Consider the following 26,521-nt stretch of genomic DNA (forward strand, 5'->3'; position numbering starts at 1 on the left):
TTCCGATCTTCTCGAGTGAAGCGACCGGAGCGTGCAGGAGATCCCTGACCTGGCGGCGGACCCTTCGGGGTCGCCGAGGGGGCGTGACAAAGCGGCGAACTCTGCCCTGTCTTCCCAAGGCGGAGATCGTCACTACCCCTGTCCGGTCAACGTACGCCCGCAGCGGGACCAGACGGGGGAAAGGACCTCTTTCGTGGGAGATGTCCAGACAGCTACCGGTCTGTGGCTGATCCCCCGTGCCGGGGTCCTCGACGCTGTTCGACCGCTGGCTCAGCCCGGCCCGGATCCGGGTCGGCCAGCACGTCGCGCCAGGAGTGCCGCGGGGCGTAGCCGAGGAGCTCGCGAGCCTTGTCGATGGCGTAGAAGGTCTCGTCGCGGCCCATCTCCCGCCGCACCTCCACCGTGTCGTAGAACCGGTCCCGGACCTCCTGGGTCGTCGCCGCCACGGACATGTCGGCGTTGGCCACGTTGAAGACCTCGTAGCCCAGCCCGTCGGTGTCCAGGCAGCGCTGCACCATCTGCCCGAGGTCGCGGGCGTCGATGTAGGCGAACAGGTTGCGGCGCCGCAGCGTCGGGTCCGCGAGGAAGGGCGGGAACATCTCGGCGTACTCGTGCGGCTCGATGACGTTGTTGATCCGCAGGCCGTAGACGTCCCCGCCGGTGCGGGCCTGGAACGAGCGCGCGGTCACCTCACCGGCCACCTTGGACATCGCGTAGGCATCCTCGGGGACCGTCGGGTGCTCCTCGTCGACCGGGACGTAGAGCGGACGTCGCTCGCCCTGGCCGAAGCAGACGCCGTACGTCGTCTCCGAGGACGCGAACACGACCTTGCGCACCCCCAACCGGGTCGCGGCCTCGAGCACGTTGTAGGTGCTCAGCACGTTCGTCGCGTACGTCGCCGCGTCCGACGCCAGCAGGATCCGCGGCACCGCGGCGAAGTGCACGACGGCGTCGTAGGACGGCTTCTCCGGCAGGTCCAGCTCCTCGAAGCTCGCCAGACCGGCCAACGCCGAGTAGGTCTCACCGGCATCGGTGAGGTCGACCCGCAGGTCGGCCACCCCCGGGTGCCCCAGCGGGACGAGGTCGGCGTTGGTGACGTGGTGGCCCTGCTCGGCGAGGTAGGGCGCGACGTGCCGGCCGGCCTTGCCGCTGCCGCCGGTGAAGAAGATGCGCATCACCCTCCTTACCCGTGATCCCGGTGGTCAGTCCTGCCGCACCGACCCGCCGGCACGGCCCAGGACGTCCAGGTCGCGCACCGCGTAGCGGTGGTGCTCCCACTCCTCCTCGAGGATCGTGTGCAGGCAGGAGAGGACCGTCTCCTGGTGTGCGGGGTCGTGCGGGTTCGGACGTCCGGACCCCAGCAGCTCGGGCGACACCGTCGCGAGGAAGTCCCGCACCATGGCGACGCGTCCCGCCCGGGCCTCGAGCACCTCGCCGTACGACGGGTCGACCGTCGTGCCGGTCGACCGGTCGACACCGTCCTCGTCGGTGGCGGCGTCGAGCAGGCCGAGGGGGTGGAACGGCTGCTCGATCGCCAGGATCGCCCGACCCAGCCACATGTCCGTGGCAAGGACGAGGTGCCGGAGGGTCTGCGCGAACGACCATTCCCCACCGACCGAGACGTCGACGGCGCCGGCCGGCAGGGCCGCGACGCGCTCGAGCGTGGCCGTCCAGGTGCGCTCCAGGGCGACCCAGGCCTCACGCAGCCCCTCCGGATCGCCGGAGCGCCGGTCGGCGCGCCCGGGAAAGCGGCGATTGAGCTCGGCCTCGACGAATGGGATCACGTCGACGCCGTTGACGTGCAGGGACCCCTCGCCGTCGAACAGCCACGGCGCGTCGACCTCCAGCTCCTGCACCTCGACCCCGCGCATCACGACGCCGGACAGGTCTGCCCCGACGAACCGGGCGCCCCGCAGGTCCGTGTCGACGAACTCTGCGCCCCGCAGCTCGTCGGACCGAGTGAAGGTTGCCATGTCTCTCCTCCTTGTCCAGCGCCTACGCGCCTCACCGTCGGTTGTCGGGTGTCGGCCCTGACTGCTCAGTCCACGGCGAGCAGCACGCAGCAGACCGCCAGGAGGGCCGTGACGACGCCGGCTCCCCAACGCTCGAGTGGATGGCGACCACGTGCGTTGCCGAGCGTGTTCAGCGCGAAGAGGACGGCCATGCCCCACAGGACGGCCGTCAGCACGTCGACGGTGACCGGCCCCCGACCGACGACCGCGACGGACGCGAGCACGACCCAGGAGGCGGCGAGCAGCACCAGCACCGCGACGCCGCTGCCGAGCCGGTAGCCCGTCGGCAGCGCGCCGTGGGAGACCACCCGCCCGCCGTACGCCGCCGCGCCCCACGGCGCTCCGACGGCGAGTCCCAGCTGGAAGGCTGCAGCCAGCGCCAGCAGCGCCACGGCGAGCAGGGCGATCACCTCGATGTCCACGGACAGGATGCTGTCACGTGGCACGCGCCGAGGGCCCGCGACGCGACGGCCCCGCCCCGGCGTGCCGCCGTCGGCTCAGCTGGTGACGTCCTTGGCGGCGAAGCGTGCCCACGCGGCGAGCCAGAACACGATCGTGTATGCGGCGGCGACGTACAGGCCCTGCTGGACTCCGCCCAGGGCGACCGGGTCCCGGAAGAGGTCGCCGAACGCCAGCCAGTGGTGGGTGATCAGGAAGGGGTGGATCCAGGCGATCTGCGGGATCGTGTCCAGGATGAAGCTGGCGGTGCTGAAGATGACGACCGCGATCATCGCGCCGATCGGCTGCTCGGTCAGGGTGGAGACGAACAGCCCCACCGCCCCCAGGGACGCGAAGCACAGGCCGAGGTAGACCGACGCCAGCAGCACCCTGAGCAGGCCGTCGGCGAACCCGATCTGCGACCCCGACAGCAGCGTCATGCTGCCGCCGCCGAACAGCGCCAGCCCCAGCAGCACCCCGGTCAGCGTCACCGTCAGGGTCGCCGCCAGGGCGAAGACCACGATCGCGAGGTACTTCACGGCCAGCAGGCGGGCGCGCTGGACCGGCACCGTCAGCAGGTAGCGGAGGGTGCCGATGTTGGCCTCGCCGGCCACCGAGTCACCCGAGATCGCGGCCACGGCCAGGGGCAGGAACAGCCCGAGCTCGATGGTGAGGGAGGCCAGTGCCACGAACAGGCCGTTCTCGGTGATGGAGCTGAAGAAGTCGGGTCCCCCGCCGTCGTTCCCGGGCGAGGAGACCTTCACCGCGACCGAGATCAGCACCGGCACCGCGGCGAGCACCAGCAGGCCTGCCTGGTTGCGGCGCCGCAGGAAGATCAGCCTGAGCTCGGAGCGCAGGAACCGGGTCGACACCCCCCGGGGACCGACGTACGTCGACCACGTCAGCTGCTGACATCGAAGCCCTCCCCCGTCAACGACACGAACACGTCCTCCAAGGAGGGGCTGGCGACCCGGAACCCGACGACCGGCACGCCCTGGTGGACACAGGCGACGACGATCTTCTCCGGTGCGATCCGTCCGAGCGTCCCGGTGGCCGAAGCGTGGTGGGTGCGGACGTCGGTGAGCCCCAGCTCCCGCATGATGCGCGCAGCCTCCTGCGGCTGGTCGGTGTCCACGACCGCCTCGGGCTCGGCGCCGGTCCGCAGCTCCGCGGCCGTGCCCTGCGCCACCAGCTTCCCGACGTGCATGACCCCGATGTGCGTGCACATCTGCTCGACCTCGGACAGCAGGTGGCTGGACACGAGCACGGTCGTGCCCTCGTCGGAGAGCGACCCGACCAGGGACCTCACCTCCCGCGTGCCCTGGGGGTCGAGGCCGTTGGTCGGCTCGTCGAGCACGAGGAGGTCACGACGGCGCAGCAGGGCACTGGCGATGGCGAGCCGCTGACGCATGCCGAGCGAGTACGCGCGGTAGCGCTTGCCGGCCGCGGCCAGCAGGCCCACCCGGTCCAGGGCGGCGTCGATCCGCGCGCGCGCCGTCCGGGCGTCGGTCGTGCGGTCGGCGGCGTCGAGCCGGGCGAGGTTCTCCCGTCCCGACAGGTACGGGTGGAACGCCGGGCCCTCGACCAGGGCGCCGACGCGGCTCAGCACCTCCGAGGCCCGGGCCGGGATCGGTTGCCCGAGGAGCTCGACCTCACCGGCGGTGGGGGTGACCAGACCGAGGAGCATCCGGATGGTGGTGGTCTTGCCCGAACCGTTCGGCCCCAGGAACCCGTAGACCGCCCCCGCCGGGACGAGCAGGTCGAGGGAGTCCACCGCCACCTGGTGCTTGAACCGCTTGGTCAGCCCGGAGGTGGCGACGGCCGCCGCGCCGCCCATCAACGACCCAGCGCCGAGTACAGGGCCTCCGGCGCGACCGCGCCGACCACCACCCGGCCGTCGTCGGTCAGGAGGGCCGAGAACAGCGTCCCCTTCAGGAGGTGCCCCGATCCCCACGACCCGCTGACGGTGGGCAGCGCCTGGAGCACCCCCTGCATCGAGCCGGACCCCGAGGTGGCTCCCGCGGGCACCCGGGCGACGACCACGGAGGTCCAGCCGGTCCCCACCACCCGGGGTCGGGCGCCGGCGGCGAGCGAGGGGGAGGCGGGGTTCTTGCCCGACGGGGTGCCCTGCGCGCTGCCGGACTCGGTGACCTTGGTGCCCGGCGGCGGGTTGAACCGGAACACCGAGGCGGCCGGCGTCGTCGGGTCGAAGGAGGTGAAGCCCACCTCGAAGGCCGGCTTGAAGACGTTCTTGGCGAACACCTGCACGCGGGTCGGGACGTGCGTCCTGCCGTCGATGGCGATGCGCACCGAGTCGACGAGCGTGCCGGTGTCCCGTGGCTGGAGCACGAGCTCGTACGCCGACCGGCCGGCCACCACCGCCGTACCGTCGGTGCTGACCCGGGTGGACGGCGAGATCGCCTTCAGGGCGGTGTCGGCCGCCTGCTGCGGCGTGACCGGCGACCCCGAGCCGACGGTGCCGGGCGCGTCGGTCGTGGACGGTTCGACCGTGCGGTGGGTGGCGCTCTTGTCGGCGCTCGACCAGGACCACAGGTCGGGACCGCTGCGGACCAGGTCCGACTCCCCCAGCGACCCCAGCAGCGCCAGCCGGATCCGGTTCGGTCCGGCGTACCACAGGCGCAAGGTGTGCGATCCGGCGACGAGCGAGGTCAGGTCCGAGCTGCCGCTGCCGCCGACCCCGGGGAGGCTGGGGAGGCCGAGGTTGCTGTTCTGCACGACGGTGCCGGACAGCCCGTCGAGCCGCGCGCTCTGGACGTCGACGAGGAGCTGCGAGGCGCTGCGGTGCGGGAGTCCGTCCCGGGCGCTGGCGGTGATTGCTCCGACCAGGGAGCCGCCGGTGGCGAGGAGGACGGCGGCCACGACGGGCGCGGTCCAGCGCAGGGTGGGGCGGTGCTCGAACAGGCTCATGGGCACAGCCTGCCGCAGGCTCGCTGTGAGATCGCTGAGAACCTGTGCGCCCGCTCAGCAGGGCGTGCCACGCTGGGGCCATGCGGCTCCTGGTGGTCGAGGACGAGGTGCGGCTGACCCGCGCGCTTCGCCGCGGCCTGGAGGCGGACGGCTTCGTGGTGGAGGTGGCGTTCGACGGAGCGTCCGGGCTCGAGACCGCCCGGCACGGTGACTTCGACGCGGTCGTGCTCGACGTGATGCTGCCGCACCTGTCCGGGTACGACGTGGTGCGCACGCTCCGCGCGGAGGACAACTGGGTGCCGGTGCTGATGCTCTCGGCCAAGAAGGGCGAGCACGACCAGGCCGACGGTCTCGACTGCGGCGCCGACGACTACCTGACCAAGCCGTTCTCCTACGTCGTGCTCCTCGCGCGGCTCCGCGCCCTGCTGCGCCGGTCCCACGAACCGCGGCCGGTCGTCCTCAGCGCCGGAGACGTGCGGCTGGACCCGGCGACCCGGCACGTCAGCGTGGCGGACGAGCACGTGGCGCTGACCCCGCGTGAGTACGGCCTCCTCGAGTACCTGCTCCGCCGTCCGGGTCGGGTCGTCACCAAGGTCGAAATCCTCGACCACGTCTGGGACGCCGCCGCGGACGTGAACCCGAACGCGGTGGAGGTCTACGTCGGCTACCTGCGCCGCAAGCTCGGCCGACGCCTCGTCGAGACGGTGCGCGGCGTCGGGTACCGCTTGGAACAATGACGGCCGCGTGGCAACGGCTCGGGCTGCGTGCGCGCCTGCTGCTCGTCGGCGTCCTCGGTGTGGCACTCGCCCTCGCCATCGGCAGCGTCGCGCTGTACACCGTGCTCACCCTCGTCAGCTTCCGGACCCTGGACGACTCCGGGAGGGCGACCGCCGCGGACGTCGCGACGCTCGTCGAGCAGGGGCGGCTGCCCGATCCCCTCCCCGTCACCGGCAACCAGATCGTCCAGGTCGTCGACGGCAGGGACCGGGTGGTCAGCGCGTCCGTGAACGCCGACCGGCTGACGGCGCTGCTCCAGCCCGGAGAGCTCGACCGGGCCCTGGCCGGGCAGCGGATCGACGTACCGGGGTCGCGGGTGGGCCTGGACTCACCGCTGCGGGTGCTCGCGGTCCCGGCCGGGTCGGGTACGACGCGGAGCACCGTCGTGGTCGCCCAGCAGTTCGACGCGATCGAGCACAGCCAGCACATCCTCAGGCTCACGCTGCTCGCGACCTACCCCGTCCTGCTGGCCACGCTGGCGCTGATCGCCTGGCGGATCATGGACGCTGCGCTGCGCCCCGTCGAGGTCCTGCGCTCCACGGCCGACCGGATCTCGGGGACCGGGGAGGATCTCCGGCTGCCCGTCCCGGTCGCCCGCGACGAGATCCAGGCGCTGGCCACCACCTTGAACTCCATGCTGGACCGGCTCTCGGCGTCCAGGGCCCGCCAGCGATCGTTCGTCGCCGACGCCGCGCACGAGCTGCGCAGCCCGCTCACCTCGATGCGGGCCCAGCTCGAGATCGCCGACCGCCTGGGCGAGGGCACCGGGTCCACGCCCGACCTGCAGGCGGAGGTCCTCCGGATGACGGCCCTCGTGGAGGACCTGCTCACCCTCGCCCGGTTCGACGCCGGGACGTCCCCGCCCGATCCGACGGACAGCGCCGATCTCCGGCCGATCGTGACCGACGCCGTCCGCCGGTACGACGGGGCACGGGTGCCGGTCGTCGCGGAGCTGACGAGCTCGCACCCCGTGCGAGGTCGTCCCCAGGATCTCCACCGGGTGCTCACGAACCTGCTGGACAACGCGGTCCGGCACGCCGCCTCGGTCGTCGAGGTCTCCGTCGCGACGGACGCGGGCCACGTCGTGCTCACCGTGTCGGACGACGGACCCGGAATCCCGGAGCAGGACCGTGAGCGCGCCTTCGAGCGGTTCACCCGCTTCGACACCGCACGGGACCGGGAAGGTGGCGGAAGCGGGCTCGGGCTCGCCATCGTCCGGGAGCTCGTCGAGGGCCTCGGCGGGCAGGTGCACCTCGGGCGGTCCAGGACGGGCGGCCTCGCGGCGTGCGTCCGCCTTCCCCTGCCGGACTAGCGCCGGCCTGCCGTGGAGTCAGCTCGCGGTGGCGGCGGACTTCACTTCCTCGGCACTGCCCGGATCCACCTTCTGCTTGGTGACGTTGTCGGCCCGGGCCAGGCTCTTCTCCACCTCCGTCACCCAGATCTCCTCGAACATCGCCACGATGCCCGAGCTGTTGAGCGGCAGCGTGTCCTCGATGTCCGCCCGGATCGCCGCCTTCTCGCCGTGGGACAGCAGCCCGCCGGCTCCGAGCCCGAGACCGGCGCCGACCGCGGTGCTGGCCAGCAGGCTGGGCGGGAAGATGAGGCCGACGACCGCGCCGCCGACCGCTCCCCAGGCGGCGCCCTTCGCGGCCGTGTGGAAGTCGTCGTCGACGTGGATCTTGCCGTTGCGGCGGCGGCTGACCAGGACGAGCCCGTCGACCTTGATCACGTCGTCGGCCGCGAGCAGCTTGAGGGCGTCCCAGTCCGCCCGCGCCGCGTCCGGGTCCTCGTAGGCGGCGATGTAGAGGTCGACGGGGGCTTCGTTGCCAGATGCCATGAACTTCTCCTTTGTCTGCGGCCTGCTTCGGGCGCTGCCTCGCGCGCAGACAGCCGGATGAGCATCAGCGATCGAGATCACTCTCGATCAGCGCCGGCGCTCGCGAATCCCCCACGACGGATGGCGTGCGGGAGCGAGCCGCTGCGTCCTCGGCACCGTCCCGAGCAACCAGGTCCTCCCGGACGTGTCGAAACCGTGCCCGCCCGTTCGTCGAAGGGGTAGGAGCGGGTCACACCGGGTGGCCCGCCGAGGAGACGGAGCTCGAGATGTCCACCAGCACGCAGACCCCCACCCGCACCACCTCCGACGCCCCGACGCCGCCCGCCGAGCGGCGGCCGGTGTGGAAGCACGGAGTCGCCGCCGCCGTCGCGGCCGCGGCCGCCACGACCGTGCTCGCGGCCATCGCCTCGGCCGCCGGCGTCTCGTTCGCGGACAGCACGGGAGCGAGCATCCCGATCGCCGGCTTCACGCAGCTGACGTTGCTGTTCTCGCTCGTCGGCGTCGGCCTGGCCGCCGTCCTGGCCCGCAAGGCGCGCCGGCCGCGGGCCACGTTCGTGCGGACGGCGGTCGCCCTGACCGCACTGTCCTTCGTCCCGGACCTCACGTTCGGGTTCGACGCCGCCTCCGCGGCCACGCTGATCGCGCTGCACACCGTCGCAGCGGCGATCGTGGTGCCGACCTTGGCCGGCCGGCTCGCCCGCGGCCCTCGTACCCGGGTGTGACCCCGCTGGTCGCCGTCCGGGCGGGTGGAGCTGCCTAGAATCGCAGAACACCCACCGGACGGCGCGATGGCAACCTGGTTCGACGACGGATCACCTGAGATCCCGGGAGGGGTCGTCGGGTCCGTGGAGCGCGTGCTCGTGGTCGGTGCCGGCATCGCCGGGCTCACGGTCGCCAACGCGTTGGCCCACGCTGCAGTGGACTGCGTGGTGCTCGAGGCCCGGCGACGGGTCGGCGGGCGGTTGCACACGGCGGACCTGGCCGGCTCACGGGTGGACCTCGGCGGCTCGTGGATCCACCACCCGGTCGGCAACCCGCTGCGCCGCTTCGCCGAGTCCGTCGGCCTCGGGTGCAGGCCCGCCGACCCGCTCCCGAGCCTGTCCGGGTTCGACTGCCCGACCGAACGCCGGCTGTCGCGCGCGGAGGTCGAGGCGGGCATGATCGCCGAGCTCGACGGCTTCACCGAGGCGCTCGACGGGCTGCGCGCGCGGCTGGGACCGGCCGCCTCGGCTGCCGACGGCATCGAGGCCTACCTCGCCGCGACCGGCCTCACGGCCGAGCCGCTGCGACGGGCCCGGCAAGGGCTCCGCGCGAGTGTCGAGGCGGACGCGGCTGGCGCCGCCGAGCACCAGTCGCTGGAGTGGCTCTGGACGCAGGAGGAGTACGGCGGTGACTACTTCGGGGACGTGCCCGAGGACGGGTACGGCGCCGTGGTCGACGCCATGGCGGCCGGGCTGGACGTGCGCCACGACTGGCCGGTGGCCCGGGTGGACCTCACGGAGGGAGGCGTGGCCGTCACGTCGGAGTCGGGGACGACGGAGGCCGGCTCGCACGTCGTGGTCACGGTCCCCCCTGGGTGCGCTGAAGAACGACGTGCCGAGGTTCGTGCCACCGCTTCCGCCCGAGCGGACCGGGGCCGTGCACCGGCTGGGCTTCGGGCGGTACGAGAAGGTCGCGCTCGCGTTCGACGAGGCCTTCTGGCGCCGGGCCGGGTGGTCCCACCTGGTGCTGTTCCCGCCCGAGGCGACCGAGCCCGCTGCGTGGGTGTTCGACCTCGACGCGTTCGGTGCGGGGCCGGTGCTGGTGTGCCACACGTTCCACTCCGCCACCGGTCACCTGGCCGGGGCCCCGCCCGCCGCCGCGGCCAGCCGGGTGACGGACATGCTGTCGGCGGCGCTGGGCGCACCGTGCCCCGAGCCGGTCGCGGTCGCGGTGACCGGCTGGGCGGAGGACCCCTACACGTCAGGTGCCTACACCCACGTGCCCCCCGGCTCCTCCAACGCCGACCCGGACCTGCTCGGGACACCCGTCGCGGGCCGCCTGCTCTTCGCGGGCGAGCACACGCAGAGCGCGCGTCTCGGCTATGCCGACGGTGCCATGACGAGCGGAGTCCGCGAGGCCAAGCGGCTGCTGGGCACCTCGACGGTGGCGCTGGGCCGGCTCACCGACCGCGCCTGAGCCCCGCTGGCCCCGGGCTCCGAGCGGTCAGGTGCGCGCGTACGTCGCGTCGTCGGTGATGTCCGAGCGGCTGTAGTCCGTGATCGCCGCACATGCCGCGAGCGTGATCACCGCTGCGACCGCGATGTAGGCCGCCACGGCGTACCCGGTGCCGAACTGGTGGATCAGGAACGTCGCGATGAGGGCAGCAGGGCCCCCGGCCACCACCGAGGCCAGCTGGTAGCCCAGACCGGCCCCGCCGTAGCGCAGCGACGTCGGGAAGCTCTCCGCGATCAGCGCACCCTGAGGTCCGTACTGCATGGCGTGCGGGACGAGGCCGAGGGCCAGCGCCAGGAAGACCACCCATCCGACACCGCTGTCGAGCATGGCGAAGTACACGAACCCCCACACCCCCATGATCGCCGCACCGGTCATGTAGACGCGCTTGCGGCCGACCACGTCGGACAGGTGGCCGAAGAAGGGCAGCAGCACGAACTCGATCGCCGCCGCGACCAAGGTCCCGACGAGGACGAAGTCGTTGCTGTACCCGTGCTGGTCGTCGGTCAGGTAGGCCAGCACGAACGCGGTCACCACGTAGAACGGCATCTGCTCCGACATGCGGAGCAGGGCCGAGAGGACGATCTCCTTCGGGTGCCTCTTGATGACCTCGAGGACGGGCGCCTTCTGGACCGCCTTCTCCTCGACGAGCTTGGCGAACATCGGCGTCTCCAGGATCTGGAGCCTGATGTAGAGGCCGACCGCCACCAGCACGAGGCTGCACAGGAACGGGATCCGCCAGCCCCAGGACACGAAGGCGGTCTCGCTCGTGCCCGTGCTGACCAGGGTCAGGAAGCCGGTGCCGAGGATCAGCCCGCTGGCGACGCCCAGCTGCGGCCAGCTGCCCATCAGGCCGCGTCGCCTCTGGTCGCCCCACTCCATCGAGAGCAGCACCGAGCCGCTCCACTCCCCTCCGACCGCGATCCCCTGCACCACTCGCAGCAGGACGAGCACCAGCGGCGCGGCGACGCCCCACGTGGCGGCCCCGGGAAGGAAGCCGATCAGCGTGGTCGACAGCCCCATGAGCACCAGGGTGATGATCAGCGTCGCCTTGCGTCCGATCCGATCGCCCCAGTGACCGAAGATCGCGGCGCCGATCGGTCGGGCCGCGAAACCGACGAAGTAGGTGGCGAAGGACTCCAGCGTGCCGACGTAGTGCGACGAGCTCGGGAAGAACACCTCGGGGAACACCAGCGCCGCCGCCGTGCCGTAGAGGAAGTAGTCGTACCACTCGATGGTGGTGCCGACGGTGCTGGCCAGCGCGGCCTTGCGGACCTGACGTCCGCGCTCCGCGGTCTGTGCCGCGTCCTGGGCTCCGGCGGCCTGGTTCGGGTCGAGGGTCATCTCAGCCTCCCGCGTCCGAGGTACGTGTAGTCCCCACCGATACGGCCCACGTACCCAGGACGTGTGACCTCAATCACCCGTCGGGCGCCGCGTCGTCCTCGCTTCGGACGAGGCCGTGGGGGTGACCGGGACCGGCACGCCGAGCGGCTCCGCGGTTCTCGGTGTCCTCGACGAGCTGCTGCGCGACGAGCCGGAGCTTGACGTTCTCCGTGGACGACGCCCTGCGCAGGTAGGCGAACGCCCGGTCCTCCGTGACGCCGAAGCGCTCCATCACGATCCCGATGGCCTGACCGATCACCTTCCGCGTCCTCAGCGCCTGGTTCAGGTTGTCTATCTCGCGCACCTTGCCGAGCGCGATCGCGGCATGCGTGGCGAACAGCTCGGCGGTGTCCACGGTGTCCTCGTCCAAGGTGTCCCGCGTGGTGGAGTACATGTTGAGACCCGCCAGCGTCCGGTCGTCGAAGTACAGCTGGAGTGCGAGCTGCGAGCGAAGCCCGCGTGTCACCGCCTCCTGGATGAAGCGCGGCCACCGTTGCTCGTGGCGGGCGTGCTCCACCAGCGTCGTCTGCTCGTGCGTCATGGAGTAGAGACACGGCCCCTCCCCGAGGTCGTACTGGAGCTGGTCCAGCTCCCAGACGAACTCGTCCGTCGCCGCGCGCGTCTCGACCTTGCCGTCCCGGTGGGCGACCGAGATCCCCACGTGGTCGATCCCCTCGAGGGACAGGCGCGCGGTGTGCACGATCGACTCCAGCGTGTCGTCGACACCGTCCTGCGAGCTGATCGCCACAGCCGCCTCGGCCAGCGAGCCGGCGACGTCGCGGTCGGGCATCGTGTGCCTCATTTCGGTCGCCCGTGGCCCCACACGCGTCGCACGTGGACCGCGAGGCATCCGGTGTCGCCGAGGCGGGATCTCGGGCCCCGGATCGCCGTCCAGCCTACGCTTAGCGTCCTCCCGCAGCACCGGTCCGAACGGTTGAGTTCGGCTCGCCGGGGAGTAGGTTCGACAGCGTCAGGACCCGGTCCCCCGGGCTCGCGGCGTCCACGCTGAAGAAGCCGGCGCGACGCCTCCCACTCTTGCTGCAACCTCCCGGCAAGACCATGAGCGGTCGACATCCCGACCGCGTGCCACACGGCGTGGTGGTCTCCATCGTGACCCAGCAGACGGTTCCCCCGGCCGCACGTCCCTCCCCCCTCGGACGACGGGCACGCGTGCGCGCGCCGCCTCCGCGACGCACGCACCCAGGCACTCCTCGAGCGGGCCGCCGGGGCCCGGCCCGGGCGACGCCGGCAGCTGCTGGAGCAGGTGGTCCTCCTCAACCAGGAGGTCGCCCGTGCCGTCGCGGGTCGGTACCGGTCCAGGGGCGTCTCCGACGACGACCTCTGCCAGGTGGCGTGCCTGGCCCTGGTCAAGGCCGCGCACAGGTTCGACCCGTTCGCCGGCCACGACTTCCTCTCGTTCGCCGTGCCCACGATGCGCGGCGAGGTGCAGCACTACTTCCGTGACCACGGCTGGATGGTCCGGCCGAGCCGTCGCATCCAGGAGCTCCAGTCCCGGATCAACGCGGCCGAGGACGAGCTGACCTCCGCCCTCGGCCGCTCGCCGCGGCCGTCGGACATCGCCCGCCACCTCGGTGAGGACGTCCGGGCCGTCCAGGAGGCGCTCGCCCCCGACGGCTGCTTCACCCCGACGTCGCTCGACCGCCCGATCGACCGCGAGCACGGCACCGGGAGCCTGAGCGAGCTGGTCGCCCAGCAGGACTCGAGCACCGACGCGGCCGAGGCCCGCGTCATGCTCGCCCCCGCGGTCCGACGGCTCAGCGAGCGGGACCGCCGGATCCTGATGCTGCGGTTCTTCCGCGGGTGGACGCAGGAAGAGATCGGGCAGGAGCTCGGGGTCACCCAGATGCAGGTCTCCCGGCTGCTCAGCGGCATCCTGTCCGACCTGCGCGGGCAGCTGGGGGTGGGACCCGGAGGTGACCCCCGCGACCGGGACGACAGCGATCGTGCACCTCGTTTGTCGGTCCTGCCATCGGGTACGTCGGCCGAGGAACGACCTGGGGAAGGCTCCTAGGAGGTAGGCATGTCGGACACAAGCCACGCCGCGAGCGGCGACGAGAGCGTCCTGGACGGTCTGGACGCCTCGGCCATGAGCTCCCTGTACTGGTACCTCGCCGTGCTCGCCTGCATCGGGGGGTTCCTCTTCGGCTACGACACCGCGGTCATCGGGTCGGTCCTGGACTTCATCCCCTACCAGCTCTCCCCGTTCTGGACCGGGTACCTCGTCGCGGGTGCCTCCCTCGGGGCCGGGGTCGGAGCCCTGGCCGCCGGCCCACTGACGGACCGGTTCGGCCGCAAGTCCCTGCTGATGGCCGACGCCTCCGTCTACGCGATCGGCGCGCTGCTGTCCGCATTCACCGTGAGCGCGGCGATGCTGATCGCCTCCCGCACCCTGATCGGGCTGGCGGTGGGAGCCGACTCCGCCATCGCCACCGCCTACATCGCGGAGTTCGCCCCGAAGGGACGCCGCGGCCAGCTGTCGATCATCCAGCAGTGGATGATCACCGTCGGCATCCTGGTGTCCTACCTCCTGGCCCTGCTGGTCTTCGTGCTCGCCCCGGGCTCGGCGAAGAACGTGGACTGGAGGGTGATCCTCGGCATCGGGGCGATCCCTGCGATCGTGGCGGTCCTCCTGCGGGCGCGGATGCCGGAGTCCCCGCGCTGGCTCATCCACCAAGGGCGGTACGCCGACACCAGCGCCGCGCTGGGCAAGCTCGGGGTGGACGTCTCCGAGGACGAGGTACGACGGACCGCTGATCGCATCAAGGCGGCCGACGAGGACCGGCCCGGCGGGAGTCGTCACGTGTGGACCCCGGGGGTCAAGCGGGCCCTCGTCATCGTGTCGGTCTTCTTCGTCTTCCAGCAGATCACCGGCATCAACGTGCCCTTCTACTACGGGCCGCAGCTCCTCGGCGGGCTGTTCAAGAACCCCGGGGACACGGCGGTGCACGCGGCCGTCGCGGGCCTGGTCTCCGCCGCGATCCTCGGCCTGGTGAACGTGATCGCCACCTACCTCGGGTTCCGCTTCATCGACCGCGCCGGCCGGCGCGCGCTCGCCCTGCTGGGCTACGCGGGCATGGCGGTGTTCATGCTCGTCGCAGCAGCGGGCGTCGCCTGGCTGACCGGCACCCCGAAGATCGTGGTGGTCATGGTCGGGTTCTCGATCTTCATCGCCTCGTTCGCGATGGGCGTGGGCGGCACCGGCTGGCTGCTGCAGGGCGAGGTCTTCCCGACCGCCGTGCGCGGGCGGGCGGCCGCGAACTGTGCCGCGGTGAACTGGATCGCGAACTTCGCGATCATCCAGGCCTTCCCCTCGCTGCAGGCCGCGTTCGGGCTGCCCTCGGTGATGGTGCTGCTCGCGGTGCTGAGCGTCCTGGCCTTCGCGTTCGTCTTCCGGTTCCTCCCGGAGACGAAGGGTCTGTCGGTGGAGGAGGTCGTCGCGCTGTTCGACGAGCAGGCGAAGGGCGCACCGGCGCGACCGGCCCCGGCGGGGTGACCATTCCCCCGTCCCCGCGGGAAGGGGGAGAATGAGTCATGGCAGCCGGGCGGTGGGACGAGGTCGAGCGCAAGCTGGACGTGGACGAGGCGACGATGCTGCCCACCCTGACCGGCGTCGGAGGCGTGGCGACGACCGGTCAGCCCGTCGAGGTCCGGCTGGAGGCGACGTACTTCGACACCGCCGACCTGGACCTGACCCGCCACGGCGTGACGCTGCGCAGACGGATGGGTGGCGACGACGCCGGCTGGCACCTCAAGCTCCCGCAGGGCGAGGACACCCGCACCGAGGTCACCCGGCCCCTCGGCCGCGCCACCCGGACGGTGCCGAGGGACCTGGTGACCCCGGTGCGGGCGCTGGTCCGGGACCACCCGCTCCGGCCGGTGGCGCGGGTGAGCACCCGCCGCCGGGAGCAGGCCCTGCGCGACGAGGACGGCGTCGAGCTCGCCCAGGTGTGCGACGACCACGTGCACGCCGAACGGCTGCACGGCCAGCCGCTGGTGCAGGACTGGCGGGAGTGGGAGGTGGAGCTCGTCCACGGCGACCGCGCCCTGCTCGACGCCGTCGCCGAGCGCCTTCTCGCGGCGGGTGCCGCTCCGGCGTCCACGTCCTCGAAGCTCGCCCGGAGCCTCGGCGACGCGGTTCCGTCCACCCCTCGGCCGCCCACGCGCAAGCAGCTCGCCCGCGGCAGCGCCGCCCAGGTGCTGCTCGCCCACCTCGCCGAGCACGTCGCCGAGCTGCAACGCCAGGACCTCAGGCTGCGGGCGGACGAGCCCGGCTCGGTCCACCGGCTCCGCATCGCCGCCCGGCGGCTGCGCTCGGCGCTCAAGACCTACGGGCCGCTGTTCGAGCCCGGTGCGGTCGACCCGCTCGGTGAGGAGCTGCGCTGGCTGGGGCAGGCGTTGAGCGCGGCCCGCGACGCGCAGGTGCTGCGCGAACGTCTGCACCTCCTGGTGGCGGCCGAGCCCCCGGAGCTGGTCCTCGGTCCGGTGATGAACCGCATCGACGACGAGCTGCGGATCGCCGAGCGCGCCGGGCGCGAGCAGGCGCTCCGCGCCCTGGACGGCGAACGGTACTTCCGGCTGCTGGACTCCCTCGACGAGCTGCTGCGGGTCCCACCCCTGGCTCCGGGGGCGGACGCAGCCGCCCGGAAGGTGCTCCCCCGGCTGCTGCAACGGGACGCCCGCCGCCTGCGTCGCGCCGTCCGTGAGATCGACCGCACCGAGGACCCCGTGCGGCACGACGCCGCCCTCCACGAGGCCCGCAAGAAGGCCAAGCGCCTGCGGTACGCCGCCGAGTCGACCGTGCCCGTCTTCGGGAGGCGGGCCAAGAAGCTGGCCGCCTCGGCCAAGGAGGTCCAGCAGGCGCTGGGCGAGCACCAGGACACCGTGATGGCCCGTCGCACGCTCCGCGAGCACGCCGTGCGGGCGCACGCCAACGGGGAGAACGGGTTCACCTTCGGCCGGCTCCACGCCCTGGAGCAGGCGCGGGCCGCCGAGGCCGAGCGCGAGTTCGAGGACGCCTGGCGCGGCTTCCCCACCAAGAACCTGCGCCGATGGATCCGGGCGGGGTGAGCGACCCGCCTGCGCGCACCGCACCTCGGTGGGTGCCGCCCTGCCGCCGGCTCCGGTGACCGGGCATGATCCGGGGGTGGCCGACCAGGTGGAGCGCGACTGCCCCAAGCGCATGGTGTTCGGCCCCTGCGGCGGGGTGCGCGCTGACCATTCGTGCGAGGTGGACAGCCGACGCTGCCCCTTCACCGACCTGCAGGAGGCGCCGCCGTGGCGGGGACGGCGACCGGACGTCGACCCGCGCCCGGACGGCCACCTCCTCGGCGTCATCCGTGCCGGGCGACCGGCCGTGCTCACCGACCTCAGCCTGCCGCCGTACGACGCGGCGGCCGTGGCCCACCTGGCCGGCGCCCTGGCCGGTTCGTGCGACGCGGTGCTCGTCGGCGATCACCAGGACCAGCCGGACTTCTCCCCCGCCCTGCTGGCCGGCCTGCTGGGCTCCCTGGGGGTGGCCGCCTGGATCACCCTCACGTGCCGGGACCGCAACCGGGTGGTCCTCGAGCAGGAGCTGTCCAGCCTGCGGCACGTGGGCGTCGACGGAGTCCTCTGCGTCACCGGGGACGCGAGGGCGGCCGGGGTGCGGCCGGAGGTGACCCAGGTGTTCGACCTGGACGGGACCCGGCTGGCCGGCCTCGCGAGCGAGCACGGCCTGGCGGTGGCGGTCCCGGAGACCCCGACGGCCGCGCCGACCGCGCTGCGTCCCGGGCGGCTGGTCGAGAAGCAGCGGGCCGGTGCCCAGGTCGTCGTGCTCAACCACGTCCGGAGCGCCGCCGAGGTCGGCGACTTCGTGCGCCGCTCGCGTGAGCTCGGGCTGAGCATCCCGGTGCTGGCGGCGGTGACGGTGTACACCGACCCGACGTCCGCCCAGGCGCTGCGGGGCCTGCCGGGCCTCGAGCTCGACGAGCGTCGGATCCGCGCGGTGCTGGACGCGCCCGACCCGGAGGAGACCGGGATCGCCACCGCGGTCGAGGAGGCGGCGCAGCTGCTGGCCACGGGCCACGTGGCCGGCGTGAACATCTCGGGGCTCGGGTCGGGCCGGGGACTGCGACGGGCCGCCGAGGTCAAGGCGGAGGTGGGCCGCCGCGTGCGGGCCTCCGGCTAGGCCCCAGCAGCATGACGAGCGACGCAGTGGGCAGTTGAGGGCATGGAGCAGATGGTGCCGGACGGACCCATGGACGACGAGTTCTCGACCCTCCCTCGGTGGACCGCCGACGCGGTGGAGGCGCTCGGGCCCGAGCACGCGGTCCCCGCGGCATGTCGCGGCAGCGGCACGCCCGAGGCACTGCGGTGGCTGTGCCGGACCATGGCGTTGCGTGCAGGAGCCCGGCTGCTCGACTCGGGTGCCGGCGAGGGCGGCCCCGCCGAGCTGGCCGCCCGGGAGGTCGGCGTCTCGCCCACCCTCGTCGACCCGATGCCCGGGGCCTGCGCCGCGGCCCGGCGGATGTTCCACCGCCCCACCCTGGTCGCCGACGGCGGACGGCTGCCCTTCCGTGACGATGCGTTCGACGCGGCCTGGTCCATCGGCGTCCTGTGCACCGTGCCTGACAAGGGCCTCGTCCTCAGCGAGCTGCACCGCGTCGTCCGTCCCCGCGGCGCGGTCGGTCTGCTGGTCTTCGTGCGGACCGTCGACGTGCTCCCCGAGGTGCCCGAGGGCAACGACTTCCCCGACCGGGGCGAGCTCCGGAAGCTGGCGGAGGGTGCCCGGCTCAGCACCCTCGAGGAGGCCGCGCTCGCCGACTTCCCGGACCCGGACCCGGGCTGGCAGCAGCACGCCGACGCCGTCGAGGCCGCCATCGAGGCGGCGCACCACGACGACGACCGCTTCCGCGCGGCGCAGGAGCAGCAGCGGATCATCGGTCGCCTGCTCGCTGAAGGTCTCGTCGAGGGCCGGTTGCTGGTGGCCCGTGCGACCTGACCGTTGTGCCGCGTGCATAGATCGCCGTACGTCGGGTACGCCCCGGTGACGCTGAAGCAGCCTGGTGTCCCCGTCTCTGAAGGGATGCCCGCGTTGCCGATCCGTGTTCTCTCGGTGCCGTCGAAGCACGTGTACGTCACCCACCTCGCCGACGGCGACCCCGAGCTCGACGAGGTCACCCGTCTCCCCGACCCGGTGCTCCCGGGCCGCACCGAGGCCGCCCCGTGGTGGCCGCCGCTGGCGCTCGAGGCGGACTGGGTGCTCGAGCACGCCGACGAGTTCGACGTCTTCCACGTGCACTTCGGGTTCGACGCCCGCACGCCGCAGCAGCTGCGCGACCTCGTCGCCGCGTTGCGCCGCACGGGCAAGCCCCTCGTCTACACCGTCCACGACCTGCGCAACCCCCACCACGAGGAGCCCGGCGCCCACGACGAGCACCTCGACGTGCTGGTCCCCGCCGCGGACGCGCTGATCACGCTGACCCCCGGCGCCGCCGCGGTCCTCGCGGAGCGGTGGGGCCGGCAGGCGACCGTGCTGCCGCACCCGCACGTCGTCGACGAGCCGGACCTGTCCCGGCCGCGGCCCGTGCGCGAGGAGTACGTCGTCGGGGTGCACCTCAAGAGCCTGCGCGCGAGCATGGACCCGCTCCCCGTCGTCGAGGTCCTCGCCAAGGTCCTCCCGCAGCTGCCCGGTGCCCGCCTCCGGGTCGACGCGCACACCGACGTGATGACGCCGGGCTTCGCGCGGCACGACGCCGGGGTGGCGTTCCGGCTGCAGTCGTTGCGGGACGCGGGGCTGGTGGACCTGCACGTCCACGACTTCTTCTCCGACGCCGAGCTGTGGGACTACTTCCAGGGCCTCGACCTGTCCGTGCTGCCCTACCGGTTCGGCACGCACTCCGGGTGGCTGGAGGCGTGCTACGACCTCGGGACCCCGGTGCTGGTCAGCGACTGCGGCTTCTACGCCGAGCAGCGTCCGTGCCTGACCTACCGGCTCGGGCCCGAGGGCCTCGACGTCGACGGGCTCGAGGCGGCCGTCCGGACGGCGTACGAGCAGCGCCCGGACTGGCGCGCCGACCCCGCCGCCCGGCGCGCGGAGCGGACGACGCTGGCAGCCGCCCACCGGGCGATCTACCGACAGGTGCTGTCCCGATGAGCCGGCCTCTGCACGTGGTGGAGATCGCCGACTCCCGGTTCCCCATCAGCGAGCCGTTCGCCGGCGGCATGCAGGCGCTGACGTGGCACCTGATCGAGGGCCTGCGCACGCGTGGCGTCGCCCTGAGCGTCTTCGCCGGGCCCGGCTCGGACCCGCGTCTCGGCGCCCGGCTGATCACCAGCCGGCCCGCCGAGCTGAGCGCCGCAGCCCGGCAGGACGTCTCGATGGGGCCGGAGGAGTGGCTGGAGCAGCACCACGCCTACCTGCAGCTGATGCTCGGGCTGGCCCGGCGTCGGGACATCGACGTGGTGCACAACAACAGCCTGCACCACCTGCCGATCGCGATGGCCGAGATGGTGGGCGTGCCGGTCCTGACCACGTTGCACACGCCGCCCACGCCCTGGCTCGAGCCGGCGGTCCGGCTGGCCGACCCGGGCAGTGCCCGGTACGCCGCCGTGAGCCGGCACACCGCCGCGTCGTGGGCGCACGTGGCCGACCCGGTGGTCGTGCCGAACGGGGTCGACGCTCGGCGCTGGACGTACGGCGAGGGCGGGCCGGACCTCGTCTGGAGCGGCCGCATCGCCCCCGAGAAGGCGCCGCACCTCGCCATCGACATCGCCCGGGCGGCGGGGCGCCGGATCCGGCTGGCCGGACCGGTCACCGACCCGGTCTACTGGGAGACCCGGATCAGGCCGCGGCTCGGTGACGACGTGGAGCACGTCGGACACCTGCACCAGCGGGAGCTCGCCACCCTGCTCGGCGCGAGCGCCCTGTGCCTGGTGACCCCCAGCTGGGACGAGCCCTACGGGCTGGTCGCGGCCGAGGCACTGGCCTGCGGCACCCCGGTGCTCGCGTTCGCCCGGGGCGGGATCCCGGAGGTCGTCGGGGAGAGCTGCGCGCGCCTGGTCGACGCGGACGACGTACCCGCCGCTGCCGCCCTGGTCACCGAGGCCGCGGCCCTCGACCGGCGGGCCGCGCGCGACCACGCGGTCCGGCACTGCTCGGTCGACGTGATGGTGGACGCCTACCTGGCGCTCCTCGACGGCGCCCGGATGGCGTCGGCCGCGTGATCGGCTACTACGTGCACCACCAGGGCGCGGGACACCTGCGGCGGATGGAGTCGATCACCGCGCACAGCCAGCAGGACGTCACGGTGCTCAGCTCTCTGCCGCGCCCGGCGTCGTACCAGGGCGACTGGGTGCGGCTGGCACCCGACGACCAGGACCCCCGGCCGCGCGACGTCACCGCCGGCGGGACCCTGCACTGGGCGCCACGCCACGACCCCGGCCTCGCCCGGCGCAGCGCGCAGATCCTCGCGTGGCTGGCGGACGCCCGGCCCGCCCTGGTCGTCGTCGACGTGTCGGTCGAGGTGTCGCTGCTGGTGCGCCTGGCGGGTGTACCGGTCGTCGTCGCGGCGATGCGCGGCGATCGGTCCGACCGGCCGCACGTCACCGCCTACGACCTCGCGGACGCCCTGCTGGCTCCCTGGTCCGACGAGACGCCCGCGCCGTGGCCGCGGCGCTGGCTGGACAAGACCCTCCACGTCGGGGCGCTGTCCCGGTTCGACGGCTGGCAGCGCCCCGCGCACCGCGTCGCGGGCGGCCGACCCACGGCGCTGCTCCTGTGGGGGGGACGGTGGCGGGGGCCCGACGGACGAGCAGATCTCCGCTCTGCGGGTCGCGACCCCGGAGTGGGACTGGCAGTTGGCCCACCCCGGAAGCCGCCTGGACCCGCAGCAGCTCTGGGCGGCGCTGTGCAGTGCCGACGTCGTGGTCACCCACGGGGGCCAGAACGCCGTCGCGGAGGTCGCTGCCGCCCGGGCACCGGCCGTGGTCGTCGCCGGCCCGCGCCCCTTCGACGAGCAGCACCACACCGTCGCGGCCCTGCGCGACGCCGGTCTCGCGGTCGGCCTCGACGCCTGGCCGGACCCGGAGCACTGGCCGCGGCTGCTCGGTCAGGCGGTGCGGATCGGGGGGCCACGGCTGGCGGCGCTGGTCGCACGGCGACGGGGGCGCGCGCGCCGCGCGCTTCCTCGACGTCCTGGCCGCACGCCACCGTCCCGCGGACCTGCCGGTGCTGGGCGCGTGACAAGGGTCGCGGTCGTCACGGTCGTGCACGGTCGGCACGGCCACCTCGCCTGCCAGCACGACTCCCTGCACGCGGGACGCCGGCAGCCCGACGGCCTCGTCGTGGTGGCCATGGGCGACCCGCAGGTCGCGGACGTCGTGGCCGCCGGCCCGCTCGCCGACCGGAGCCACGTCGTCGACCTCCCGACCGGTCCGCGCCTCCCCCTCGCCGCCGCCCGCAACCGTGGGGCGTGCCACGCCTTCGAGGAGCTCGGCGCCGAGCTCGTCGTGCTCCTGGACGTCGACTGCCTCGCCGGCCCGGGTCTGCTGGACGGCTACCTCGACGGGTGGCGGCGGACGGGGCCGGGGCCGCGGCTGCTCAGCGGGACGGTGAGCTACCTCGACCCGCCCGGCGCCGGCGGTTACCACCCCTCGGACCTGGACGCGGCCCGGCCGCACGCCGCCCGCCCCGCGCCGCTCCCCGGCGAGCTGCTCCTGGCCGACGACCTGCGGCTGTTCTGGTCCCTGTCGTTCGCGGCGGACGCGGCGACCTGGTCGGCCGTCGGCGGGTTCGACGAGGGGTACGAAGGCTACGGCGGCGAGGACACCGACTTCGGCCAGCGGGCCGTGTCGGCCGGCGCCTCGCTGTGGTGGCTGGGCGACGCGCCGGCGTACCACCAGTGGCATCCCGTGTCCGCGCCGCCGGTGGAGCACGTCGCCGACATCGTGCGCAACGCGAACCGCTTCCACGACCGCTGGGGCTGGTTCCCCATGCAGGGCTGGCTCGACGCCTTCGCGGCCCGCGGGCTGGCGCGTCCGGATCCCGCCGACGGGACGTGGCAGGTGGTGGCCGGGGGGCCGGACGCCGGCCGCCCGGCGTCGTCCTGATGCAGCCGTCCCGGCCCGCGACGATCGACCGTCCACTTCCTGGGTACCGCACCGGCATGCTCACTCCCGCCGCCCGCGCCGTCACGTCCGCTGCGGGCCAGGTCCTGCGTGCCGCCACCCGGCTGGTCGCCGCCCGGCCGGCCGCGAAGCCCCTGCACCCGCGCGGCGGCACCGTGCCTGGCACCCTCCACCGGTTCGGTGCCGAGGACCGGAGCGGCGCGGAGTGGCTCGACCTGCCGGGGGACGACCGGGTGCTGGTCCGGCAGTCCCGGGCGGTGGGCCTGCCGGCGCCGGCCCCGGACGTCCACGGCCTGGCGCTGCGCGTGCCGACCGGCGACGGTGGCTACGGCGACCTGCTGTTCGCGTCGACCGGGCTCGGACGGCTCAGCCGCTTCCTGCTGACCTGCGCACGGTCGCCGTACGCGAGGCCGCTGACGACGCTGCTGCCCTACCGGACGCCTGCCGGGCCGGTGCTGCTGTCCTCGGTGTTCCACGACGAGACGACGGTCCTGCTGTCCTGGGCCGTCGGGGTCGGTCCCTGGCACCCGTTCGCCGAGCTGCGGCTCGACGTCGACCCCGCCGACGAGCCGGACACCACGCTCTCCTTCGACCCCGTCCGCAGCACCCTCCCCGGCCTGGCGACCTACGACTGGGTACGGCGGCTCCGGGCACCCGCCTACGCCACCGCCCGGCGTTCGCGCCGACCCGCGCCCTGCTCGGGCCGGAGGACCGACGCGTGACGCGTGTCCTGCTGGTGCCGGGACTCGGGCTGGGCGCCGAGTGCTTCGCCCCGATGCTGGCTGCCTCGCGCGAGGCCGGTGCGCCGGCCGGCGCGCCGACGACCACGGCGCTGGTCGGCGGATACGGCCGGCGCGGCGGACGGGACACCTCGCTGGCGCCTGCTGTCCTGGCTCGACAGGTGCTCGACCGGGGCGATCTCGGGCCGGCCTCCCTGGTCGTCGCCCTGTCGGCCGGGTGCCAGGTCGCCGCCCACCTGGCGCTCCTGGCTCCCGGCCGGGTCACGGGTCTCGTGCTGATCGGACCGACCACGGACCCGCGAGCCGCCACCTGGCCACGGCTGGTGCGCCGCTGGGTGCGGACCGCCAGGGCCGAGCCGCTGCACCAGGTCCCCGCGCTGCTGCGGCAGTACCGCCGTACGGGCCTCACGGCGATGGCCCGGGCCATGGACGTGGCACGTCACGACCGCATCGAGGAGACCCTCGCCCGGGTGGACTGCCCGGTCCTGGTCCTCCGCGGCGCGCACGACCACATCTCACCGGAGGACTGGACCCGGTCCCTCGCGCAGCTCCCCGGGACGCCCGACGCAGTGGCGTCCACGAGGCGCAGCGTCACCCTCGGTGGCGGCGCGCACATGGTCCCGTACACCCACGGACCCGCAGTCGCCGGTCACGTCGATGCTTTCGCGGCTCAGCTCCGGTGAGCTGCGCCGAGCAGGGGCTCGATGTCGGCCCACTGCTGCCGGGACACCCACGAGGGGTTGGACCCGGCGGGCATGCGCTGCACCTCGAGGTCGTCGATGCCCGCGACCCGCAGGTCCGCGTCGGCCAGGGCCGAGGGGAACAGGGGGATGTCCACCGGGACCGCGGGCCGGTCGGCCGTCTGGTCGACGACCCCGGTGACCCGGCCGAGACCCCAGATCCCCCGGGCCATCCGGCGCCCGTCGCCGGACACCCACAGCAGGACCCGGTCGCCCTCCTGCATCATGGCCGCTCGATATCCCGGTACGACGCACCGGGAGGTGACCCGCACGACCCCGGTGCCGGCGGTCGTGAGGAGCTCGGGGTTCACGCGCGGGTCGCACTTGAGCAGCCACGCCCCGAGGTCGCCTTCGGTCACCGCCCGCGCTGCCATGGCGAGTTCTTACCACGGGACGCTCCGCTCCCGACCTCCCGGCTCCGGCCGGGGGTAAACTCGGGCTCTCGGCAGTTCCGCGACGCTCGTCCGAGGGTCGGCGCTGCCGGCCTAATCGACGCTCCTGGGGTGAAGAAGCCCGTTTCGGCATCGTCAGAGACCAGGTTCACCTCGTGCTCGCCCAGTCGTTCCTCAGTGCCACGACCTTCTGTTCCCAGCCCGCTGACGAGGTCGGGGGGCGCCGACGCGTCCCTGGGAGCGGACGCCCCCCCTCGTCGTGCACGCCGCGGGCGAGCTGGACCTCAAGACGGTCGAACCCTTCCGGGTCATGGTCACCAAGGCGGTGAACAGCGCCTGCGCGGCTCGCGTCGTCGTCGACCTGCGTGACGTCACCTTCATCGACTCGACGGCGCTCGGGGTGCTGGTCCGTGCCCACAACCGGCTGACGACGCAGAAGCGTCACCTGACCGTGCGGACGAAGCACCCGCTCGTCCTGCACCTGTTCGAGATCACCGGGTTGACGGATCTGCTCGACATCCAGGACTGACTCCCACGGTCCAGCGCGTCCTTGACCGCTGGACCGTGGCCGGAGTCAGCTGTCCTTGCGCTCCTGCTTCTTGGCCTCGGCGAGGTCGCTGAGTCGCTTCGCGTCGGCTCGCGCGTCGGCGGCGGCCTGCTTGGTCTCGCGGGCCTCGTCGAGCTGGGTCTTCGCGGTGCGCTGCGCCGCTCGCTTCTTCGTCGTGGCGGCCGAGTCGGCACGCTGCTTGCGCTCCTGGATGGTCGCGGCACGGCTCTTGGCCCGGCGGTCAGCCGCCGCCTTCTTCGCCGCGGCCGCCTTCTTCGCCGCGGCCTCGGCCTCTCGCTTGCCGCGAGCCTCTGCTGCCTCGGCCTCGTCGAGCCCGGCGGCGGCACGGCTCTGGGCGGCCCGTCGCTTCTGAGCGGCCTTGCGCGCACCGGCAGCTGCCGTCTCACGCGCCTGCTCGCGCTGGGATTCGGCCTCCTGCTCGAGCCGCGCCGCCGTCACGAGCGCGTCGGACCGCTCGATGCGGGCGGCGCCGCGCTCCGCGATGCCGGGGTTGCCGAACAGGGAACCCGCGAGCTGGTCGGCCGAGCCGATGGCCCGGTTCAGGCTCACGCGGACACCCGAGGTCTCGGGAAGCCGGTCGGCCAGGCCGTTGTCGACCACGACGAAGGGAAGTCGCGCGATCTCGTAGGGAAGGCTGATGAGGGTGCTGATCATGGTGGTCCTCACTTCTCGGTCCGGGCGCGCAGCTGCGCGGCCTGCTGGTCGGTGGCGGCGGCCTCGCGCTCGAGACGGAGCTTCTCGGCGCTCGCCCGCTGCTCGGTGGCGGCCGCGTCGGCCGCGATGGCCTCGGCCTCGGTCAGCCGGGACTCGGCGAGCTCCTCGGCGCGCCGCTCGGCGGCTTGCTTGTCCGCCGCCTCCTGCTGCGCGGCGGCGTCGACCGCGACCTCGCGCTCCGTCGCCCGCTGACGGTCGACGACGGCCTGCTCCCGCTGCGCCGCCGCGTCCGCCGCGGCCTGCTGACCGGCGGCCTCACGGTCCGTCTCGCGGATCCGCTGCGTCGCCTCCTCCCGCTTGGCGTCGGCGACGGCCTCGTCGGCGACGGCAGCCCTGCGGTTGCGTGCCTCCGCCTGCTGCAGCTGGCCCTCCTCGACGAGCTCGTCCTTGCCCGCCAGGGCGCCGGCCACTTCCTTCGCCTTGCCCGCGACCCCGTCGAACAGGCCTTCGCGGGCCTCTGCTGCCTTGTCGTTGCTCATGACGTGCGGTGCCCACGTCGGCGGGGATGACACCGCCGTACCGCTGTGACCTGTGCCGCAGCCGGCCGAGTGACGGAGGGCACGTCCGGGCACGGCATGCGACGCCGGGGCCGGGGCACCTGACCGCGTGTTCCTCTTCTTCAGCAACCGCCTCGGCTGTGCCGGCTCCCTC

Annotated in this window: 27 protein-coding genes and 1 pseudogene; 16 read left to right on the forward strand and 12 right to left on the reverse strand. The window is 73.4% G+C overall.

Annotated features, from left to right (window positions below):
* Positions 1–212: 212 nt before the first annotated feature.
* The 6 genes from KRR39_RS09170 to KRR39_RS09195 form a co-directional block, all read right to left on the reverse strand.
* Positions 213–1,175 carry an NAD-dependent epimerase/dehydratase family protein gene (locus tag KRR39_RS09170; RefSeq protein WP_216941721.1) on the reverse strand — a complete coding sequence of 321 codons (963 nt, stop codon included), beginning with the start codon at positions 1,173–1,175 and terminating at the stop codon, positions 213–215.
* 27 nt (positions 1,176–1,202) lie between these two features.
* Complete coding sequence (locus tag KRR39_RS09175) at positions 1,203–1,973, reverse strand: DinB family protein (protein WP_216941722.1); 771 nt, start codon at positions 1,971–1,973, stop codon at positions 1,203–1,205.
* 65 nt (positions 1,974–2,038) lie between these two features.
* Positions 2,039–2,458, reverse strand: a complete 420-nt coding sequence (locus KRR39_RS09180) for a hypothetical protein (protein WP_216941723.1) — start codon at positions 2,456–2,458, stop codon at positions 2,039–2,041.
* Positions 2,459–2,509: 51 nt separating this feature from the next.
* A complete protein-coding gene (locus tag KRR39_RS09185) occupies positions 2,510–3,322 on the reverse strand; it encodes an ABC transporter permease (RefSeq protein ID WP_254185630.1) in 813 nt (270 codons plus the stop codon).
* A 29-nt stretch (positions 3,323–3,351) separates the two neighbouring features.
* Positions 3,352–4,287 carry an ABC transporter ATP-binding protein gene (locus KRR39_RS09190; RefSeq protein WP_216941724.1) on the reverse strand — a complete coding sequence of 312 codons (936 nt, stop codon included), beginning with the start codon at positions 4,285–4,287 and terminating at the stop codon, positions 3,352–3,354.
* A complete protein-coding gene (locus KRR39_RS09195) occupies positions 4,287–5,378 on the reverse strand; it encodes a LolA family protein (protein ID WP_216941725.1) in 1,092 nt (363 codons plus the stop codon). Before KRR39_RS09195 ends, KRR39_RS09190 begins: the two co-directional genes overlap by 1 nt.
* 80 nt (positions 5,379–5,458) lie before the next feature.
* On the opposite strand from KRR39_RS09195, the gene KRR39_RS09200 reads away from it, so the two are divergent.
* Together KRR39_RS09200 and KRR39_RS09205 are read left to right on the forward strand one after the other, a co-directional pair.
* Positions 5,459–6,115 carry a response regulator transcription factor gene (locus KRR39_RS09200; RefSeq protein ID WP_216941726.1) on the forward strand — a complete coding sequence of 219 codons (657 nt, stop codon included), beginning with the start codon at positions 5,459–5,461 and terminating at the stop codon, positions 6,113–6,115.
* A complete protein-coding gene (locus KRR39_RS09205; RefSeq protein ID WP_216941727.1) occupies positions 6,112–7,467 on the forward strand; it encodes a sensor histidine kinase in 1,356 nt (451 codons plus the stop codon). Before KRR39_RS09200 ends, KRR39_RS09205 begins: the two co-directional genes overlap by 4 nt.
* An 18-nt stretch (positions 7,468–7,485) precedes the next feature.
* Here KRR39_RS09205 and KRR39_RS09210 read toward each other — a convergent pair whose 3' ends face one another.
* The gene (locus KRR39_RS09210) at positions 7,486–7,992 is read right to left on the reverse strand and encodes a DUF1269 domain-containing protein (protein WP_216941728.1); all 507 of its coding nucleotides are present in this window, start codon (positions 7,990–7,992) and stop codon (positions 7,486–7,488) included.
* Between the two features lie 266 nt (positions 7,993–8,258).
* Here KRR39_RS09210 and KRR39_RS09215 point away from each other — a divergent pair, with 266 nt between their 5' ends.
* From KRR39_RS09215 to KRR39_RS24650, 3 genes and pseudogenes are all read left to right on the forward strand, one after another.
* On the forward strand, positions 8,259–8,714 hold the full coding sequence (locus tag KRR39_RS09215) for a DUF6069 family protein (RefSeq protein WP_216941729.1): 456 nt from the start codon (positions 8,259–8,261) through the stop codon (positions 8,712–8,714).
* A gap of 66 nt (positions 8,715–8,780) precedes the next feature.
* Positions 8,781–9,497, forward strand: a pseudogene (locus KRR39_RS26035) (flavin monoamine oxidase family protein); the annotation flags it as partial.
* Complete coding sequence (locus KRR39_RS24650; RefSeq protein ID WP_302053570.1) at positions 9,382–10,170, forward strand: flavin monoamine oxidase family protein; 789 nt, start codon at positions 9,382–9,384, stop codon at positions 10,168–10,170. The pseudogene KRR39_RS26035 and the gene KRR39_RS24650, both read left to right, overlap by 116 nt.
* 27 nt (positions 10,171–10,197) lie before the next feature.
* Here the strand turns inward: KRR39_RS24650 and KRR39_RS09225 are convergent, their stop codons facing one another.
* Together KRR39_RS09225 and KRR39_RS09230 are read right to left on the reverse strand one after the other, a co-directional pair.
* The gene (locus KRR39_RS09225; protein ID WP_216941731.1) at positions 10,198–11,550 is read right to left on the reverse strand and encodes an MFS transporter; all 1,353 of its coding nucleotides are present in this window, start codon (positions 11,548–11,550) and stop codon (positions 10,198–10,200) included.
* 73 nt (positions 11,551–11,623) lie between these two features.
* Entirely contained in the window at positions 11,624–12,379 is a 756-nt protein-coding gene (locus KRR39_RS09230) for a GAF and ANTAR domain-containing protein (RefSeq protein WP_216941732.1), read from the reverse strand.
* A gap of 474 nt (positions 12,380–12,853) precedes the next feature.
* Here KRR39_RS09230 and KRR39_RS09235 point away from each other — a divergent pair, with 474 nt between their 5' ends.
* From KRR39_RS09235 to KRR39_RS09280, 10 genes are all read left to right on the forward strand, one after another.
* Positions 12,854–13,621, forward strand: a complete 768-nt coding sequence (locus KRR39_RS09235) for a sigma-70 family RNA polymerase sigma factor (protein ID WP_254185632.1) — start codon at positions 12,854–12,856, stop codon at positions 13,619–13,621.
* A gap of 9 nt (positions 13,622–13,630) precedes the next feature.
* Positions 13,631–15,103, forward strand: coding sequence for a sugar porter family MFS transporter (locus KRR39_RS09240; protein ID WP_216941733.1), 1,473 nt, complete (start codon positions 13,631–13,633; stop codon positions 15,101–15,103).
* Positions 15,104–15,141: 38 nt separating this feature from the next.
* A complete protein-coding gene (locus tag KRR39_RS09245; RefSeq protein ID WP_216941734.1) occupies positions 15,142–16,677 on the forward strand; it encodes a CYTH and CHAD domain-containing protein in 1,536 nt (511 codons plus the stop codon).
* Positions 16,678–16,753: 76 nt separating this feature from the next.
* Complete coding sequence (locus tag KRR39_RS09250) at positions 16,754–17,776, forward strand: methylenetetrahydrofolate reductase C-terminal domain-containing protein (RefSeq protein ID WP_216941735.1); 1,023 nt, start codon at positions 16,754–16,756, stop codon at positions 17,774–17,776.
* 42 nt (positions 17,777–17,818) lie between these two features.
* A complete protein-coding gene (locus tag KRR39_RS09255; protein WP_216941736.1) occupies positions 17,819–18,589 on the forward strand; it encodes a class I SAM-dependent methyltransferase in 771 nt (256 codons plus the stop codon).
* 93 nt (positions 18,590–18,682) lie between these two features.
* Positions 18,683–19,744, forward strand: coding sequence for a glycosyltransferase (locus tag KRR39_RS09260; RefSeq protein WP_254185633.1), 1,062 nt, complete (start codon positions 18,683–18,685; stop codon positions 19,742–19,744).
* Positions 19,741–20,814: a glycosyltransferase gene (locus tag KRR39_RS09265; protein ID WP_216941737.1), complete on the forward strand. Its 1,074-nt coding sequence runs from the start codon at positions 19,741–19,743 to the stop codon at positions 20,812–20,814. The genes KRR39_RS09260 and KRR39_RS09265 overlap by 4 nt, the downstream gene beginning before the upstream one ends.
* A 633-nt stretch (positions 20,815–21,447) precedes the next feature.
* Positions 21,448–22,698 carry a glycosyltransferase family 2 protein gene (locus KRR39_RS09270; RefSeq protein ID WP_216941738.1) on the forward strand — a complete coding sequence of 417 codons (1,251 nt, stop codon included), beginning with the start codon at positions 21,448–21,450 and terminating at the stop codon, positions 22,696–22,698.
* Positions 22,699–22,754: 56 nt separating this feature from the next.
* Entirely contained in the window at positions 22,755–23,438 is a 684-nt protein-coding gene (locus tag KRR39_RS09275) for a hypothetical protein (RefSeq protein WP_216941739.1), read from the forward strand.
* Positions 23,435–24,139 carry an alpha/beta fold hydrolase gene (locus tag KRR39_RS09280; protein WP_216941740.1) on the forward strand — a complete coding sequence of 235 codons (705 nt, stop codon included), beginning with the start codon at positions 23,435–23,437 and terminating at the stop codon, positions 24,137–24,139. The genes KRR39_RS09275 and KRR39_RS09280 overlap by 4 nt, the downstream gene beginning before the upstream one ends.
* Here KRR39_RS09280 and KRR39_RS09285 read toward each other — a convergent pair.
* Positions 24,127–24,570, reverse strand: a complete 444-nt coding sequence (locus KRR39_RS09285) for an EVE domain-containing protein (RefSeq protein ID WP_216941741.1) — start codon at positions 24,568–24,570, stop codon at positions 24,127–24,129. The genes KRR39_RS09280 and KRR39_RS09285 overlap by 13 nt on opposite strands.
* A gap of 277 nt (positions 24,571–24,847) precedes the next feature.
* Here KRR39_RS09285 and KRR39_RS09290 point away from each other — a divergent pair, with 277 nt between their 5' ends.
* A complete protein-coding gene (locus KRR39_RS09290; protein ID WP_216941742.1) occupies positions 24,848–25,117 on the forward strand; it encodes an STAS domain-containing protein in 270 nt (89 codons plus the stop codon).
* Between the two features lie 45 nt (positions 25,118–25,162).
* On the opposite strand, the gene KRR39_RS09295 is transcribed toward KRR39_RS09290, so the two are convergent.
* Positions 25,163–25,810, reverse strand: a complete 648-nt coding sequence (locus tag KRR39_RS09295) for a hypothetical protein (protein ID WP_216941743.1) — start codon at positions 25,808–25,810, stop codon at positions 25,163–25,165.
* An 8-nt stretch (positions 25,811–25,818) separates the two neighbouring features.
* Positions 25,819–26,349 (reverse strand): hypothetical protein, encoded by a 531-nt coding sequence (locus tag KRR39_RS09300; RefSeq protein ID WP_216941744.1) that lies wholly within the window; start codon positions 26,347–26,349, stop codon positions 25,819–25,821.
* Between the last annotated feature and the right edge of the window lie 172 nt (positions 26,350–26,521).

Origin of the sequence: Nocardioides panacis (assembly GCF_019039255.1) — a bacterium.
Lineage (GTDB): Bacteria > Actinomycetota > Actinomycetes > Propionibacteriales > Nocardioidaceae > Nocardioides_B > Nocardioides_B panacis.

Coding starts and splice junctions, on each gene's coding strand:
- KRR39_RS09215 (WP_216941729.1), top strand. CDS start 8,259: ATGTCCACCAGCACGCAGACCCCCACCCGCACCACCTCCGACGCCCCG.
- KRR39_RS09265 (WP_216941737.1), top strand. CDS start 19,741: ATGAGCCGGCCTCTGCACGTGGTGGAGATCGCCGACTCCCGGTTCCCC.
- KRR39_RS09230 (WP_216941732.1), bottom strand. CDS start 12,379: ATGCCCGACCGCGACGTCGCCGGCTCGCTGGCCGAGGCGGCTGTGGCG.
- KRR39_RS09205 (WP_216941727.1), top strand. CDS start 6,112: ATGACGGCCGCGTGGCAACGGCTCGGGCTGCGTGCGCGCCTGCTGCTC.
- KRR39_RS09295 (WP_216941743.1), bottom strand. CDS start 25,810: ATGATCAGCACCCTCATCAGCCTTCCCTACGAGATCGCGCGACTTCCC.
- KRR39_RS09240 (WP_216941733.1), top strand. CDS start 13,631: ATGTCGGACACAAGCCACGCCGCGAGCGGCGACGAGAGCGTCCTGGAC.
- KRR39_RS09170 (WP_216941721.1), bottom strand. CDS start 1,175: ATGCGCATCTTCTTCACCGGCGGCAGCGGCAAGGCCGGCCGGCACGTC.
- KRR39_RS09210 (WP_216941728.1), bottom strand. CDS start 7,992: ATGGCATCTGGCAACGAAGCCCCCGTCGACCTCTACATCGCCGCCTAC.
- KRR39_RS09245 (WP_216941734.1), top strand. CDS start 15,142: ATGGCAGCCGGGCGGTGGGACGAGGTCGAGCGCAAGCTGGACGTGGAC.
- KRR39_RS09255 (WP_216941736.1), top strand. CDS start 17,819: ATGGAGCAGATGGTGCCGGACGGACCCATGGACGACGAGTTCTCGACC.
- KRR39_RS09285 (WP_216941741.1), bottom strand. CDS start 24,570: ATGGCAGCGCGGGCGGTGACCGAAGGCGACCTCGGGGCGTGGCTGCTC.
- KRR39_RS09200 (WP_216941726.1), top strand. CDS start 5,459: ATGCGGCTCCTGGTGGTCGAGGACGAGGTGCGGCTGACCCGCGCGCTT.
- KRR39_RS09175 (WP_216941722.1), bottom strand. CDS start 1,973: ATGGCAACCTTCACTCGGTCCGACGAGCTGCGGGGCGCAGAGTTCGTC.
- KRR39_RS09275 (WP_216941739.1), top strand. CDS start 22,755: ATGCTCACTCCCGCCGCCCGCGCCGTCACGTCCGCTGCGGGCCAGGTC.
- KRR39_RS09300 (WP_216941744.1), bottom strand. CDS start 26,349: ATGAGCAACGACAAGGCAGCAGAGGCCCGCGAAGGCCTGTTCGACGGG.
- KRR39_RS09225 (WP_216941731.1), bottom strand. CDS start 11,550: ATGACCCTCGACCCGAACCAGGCCGCCGGAGCCCAGGACGCGGCACAG.
- KRR39_RS09195 (WP_216941725.1), bottom strand. CDS start 5,378: ATGAGCCTGTTCGAGCACCGCCCCACCCTGCGCTGGACCGCGCCCGTC.
- KRR39_RS09190 (WP_216941724.1), bottom strand. CDS start 4,287: ATGGGCGGCGCGGCGGCCGTCGCCACCTCCGGGCTGACCAAGCGGTTC.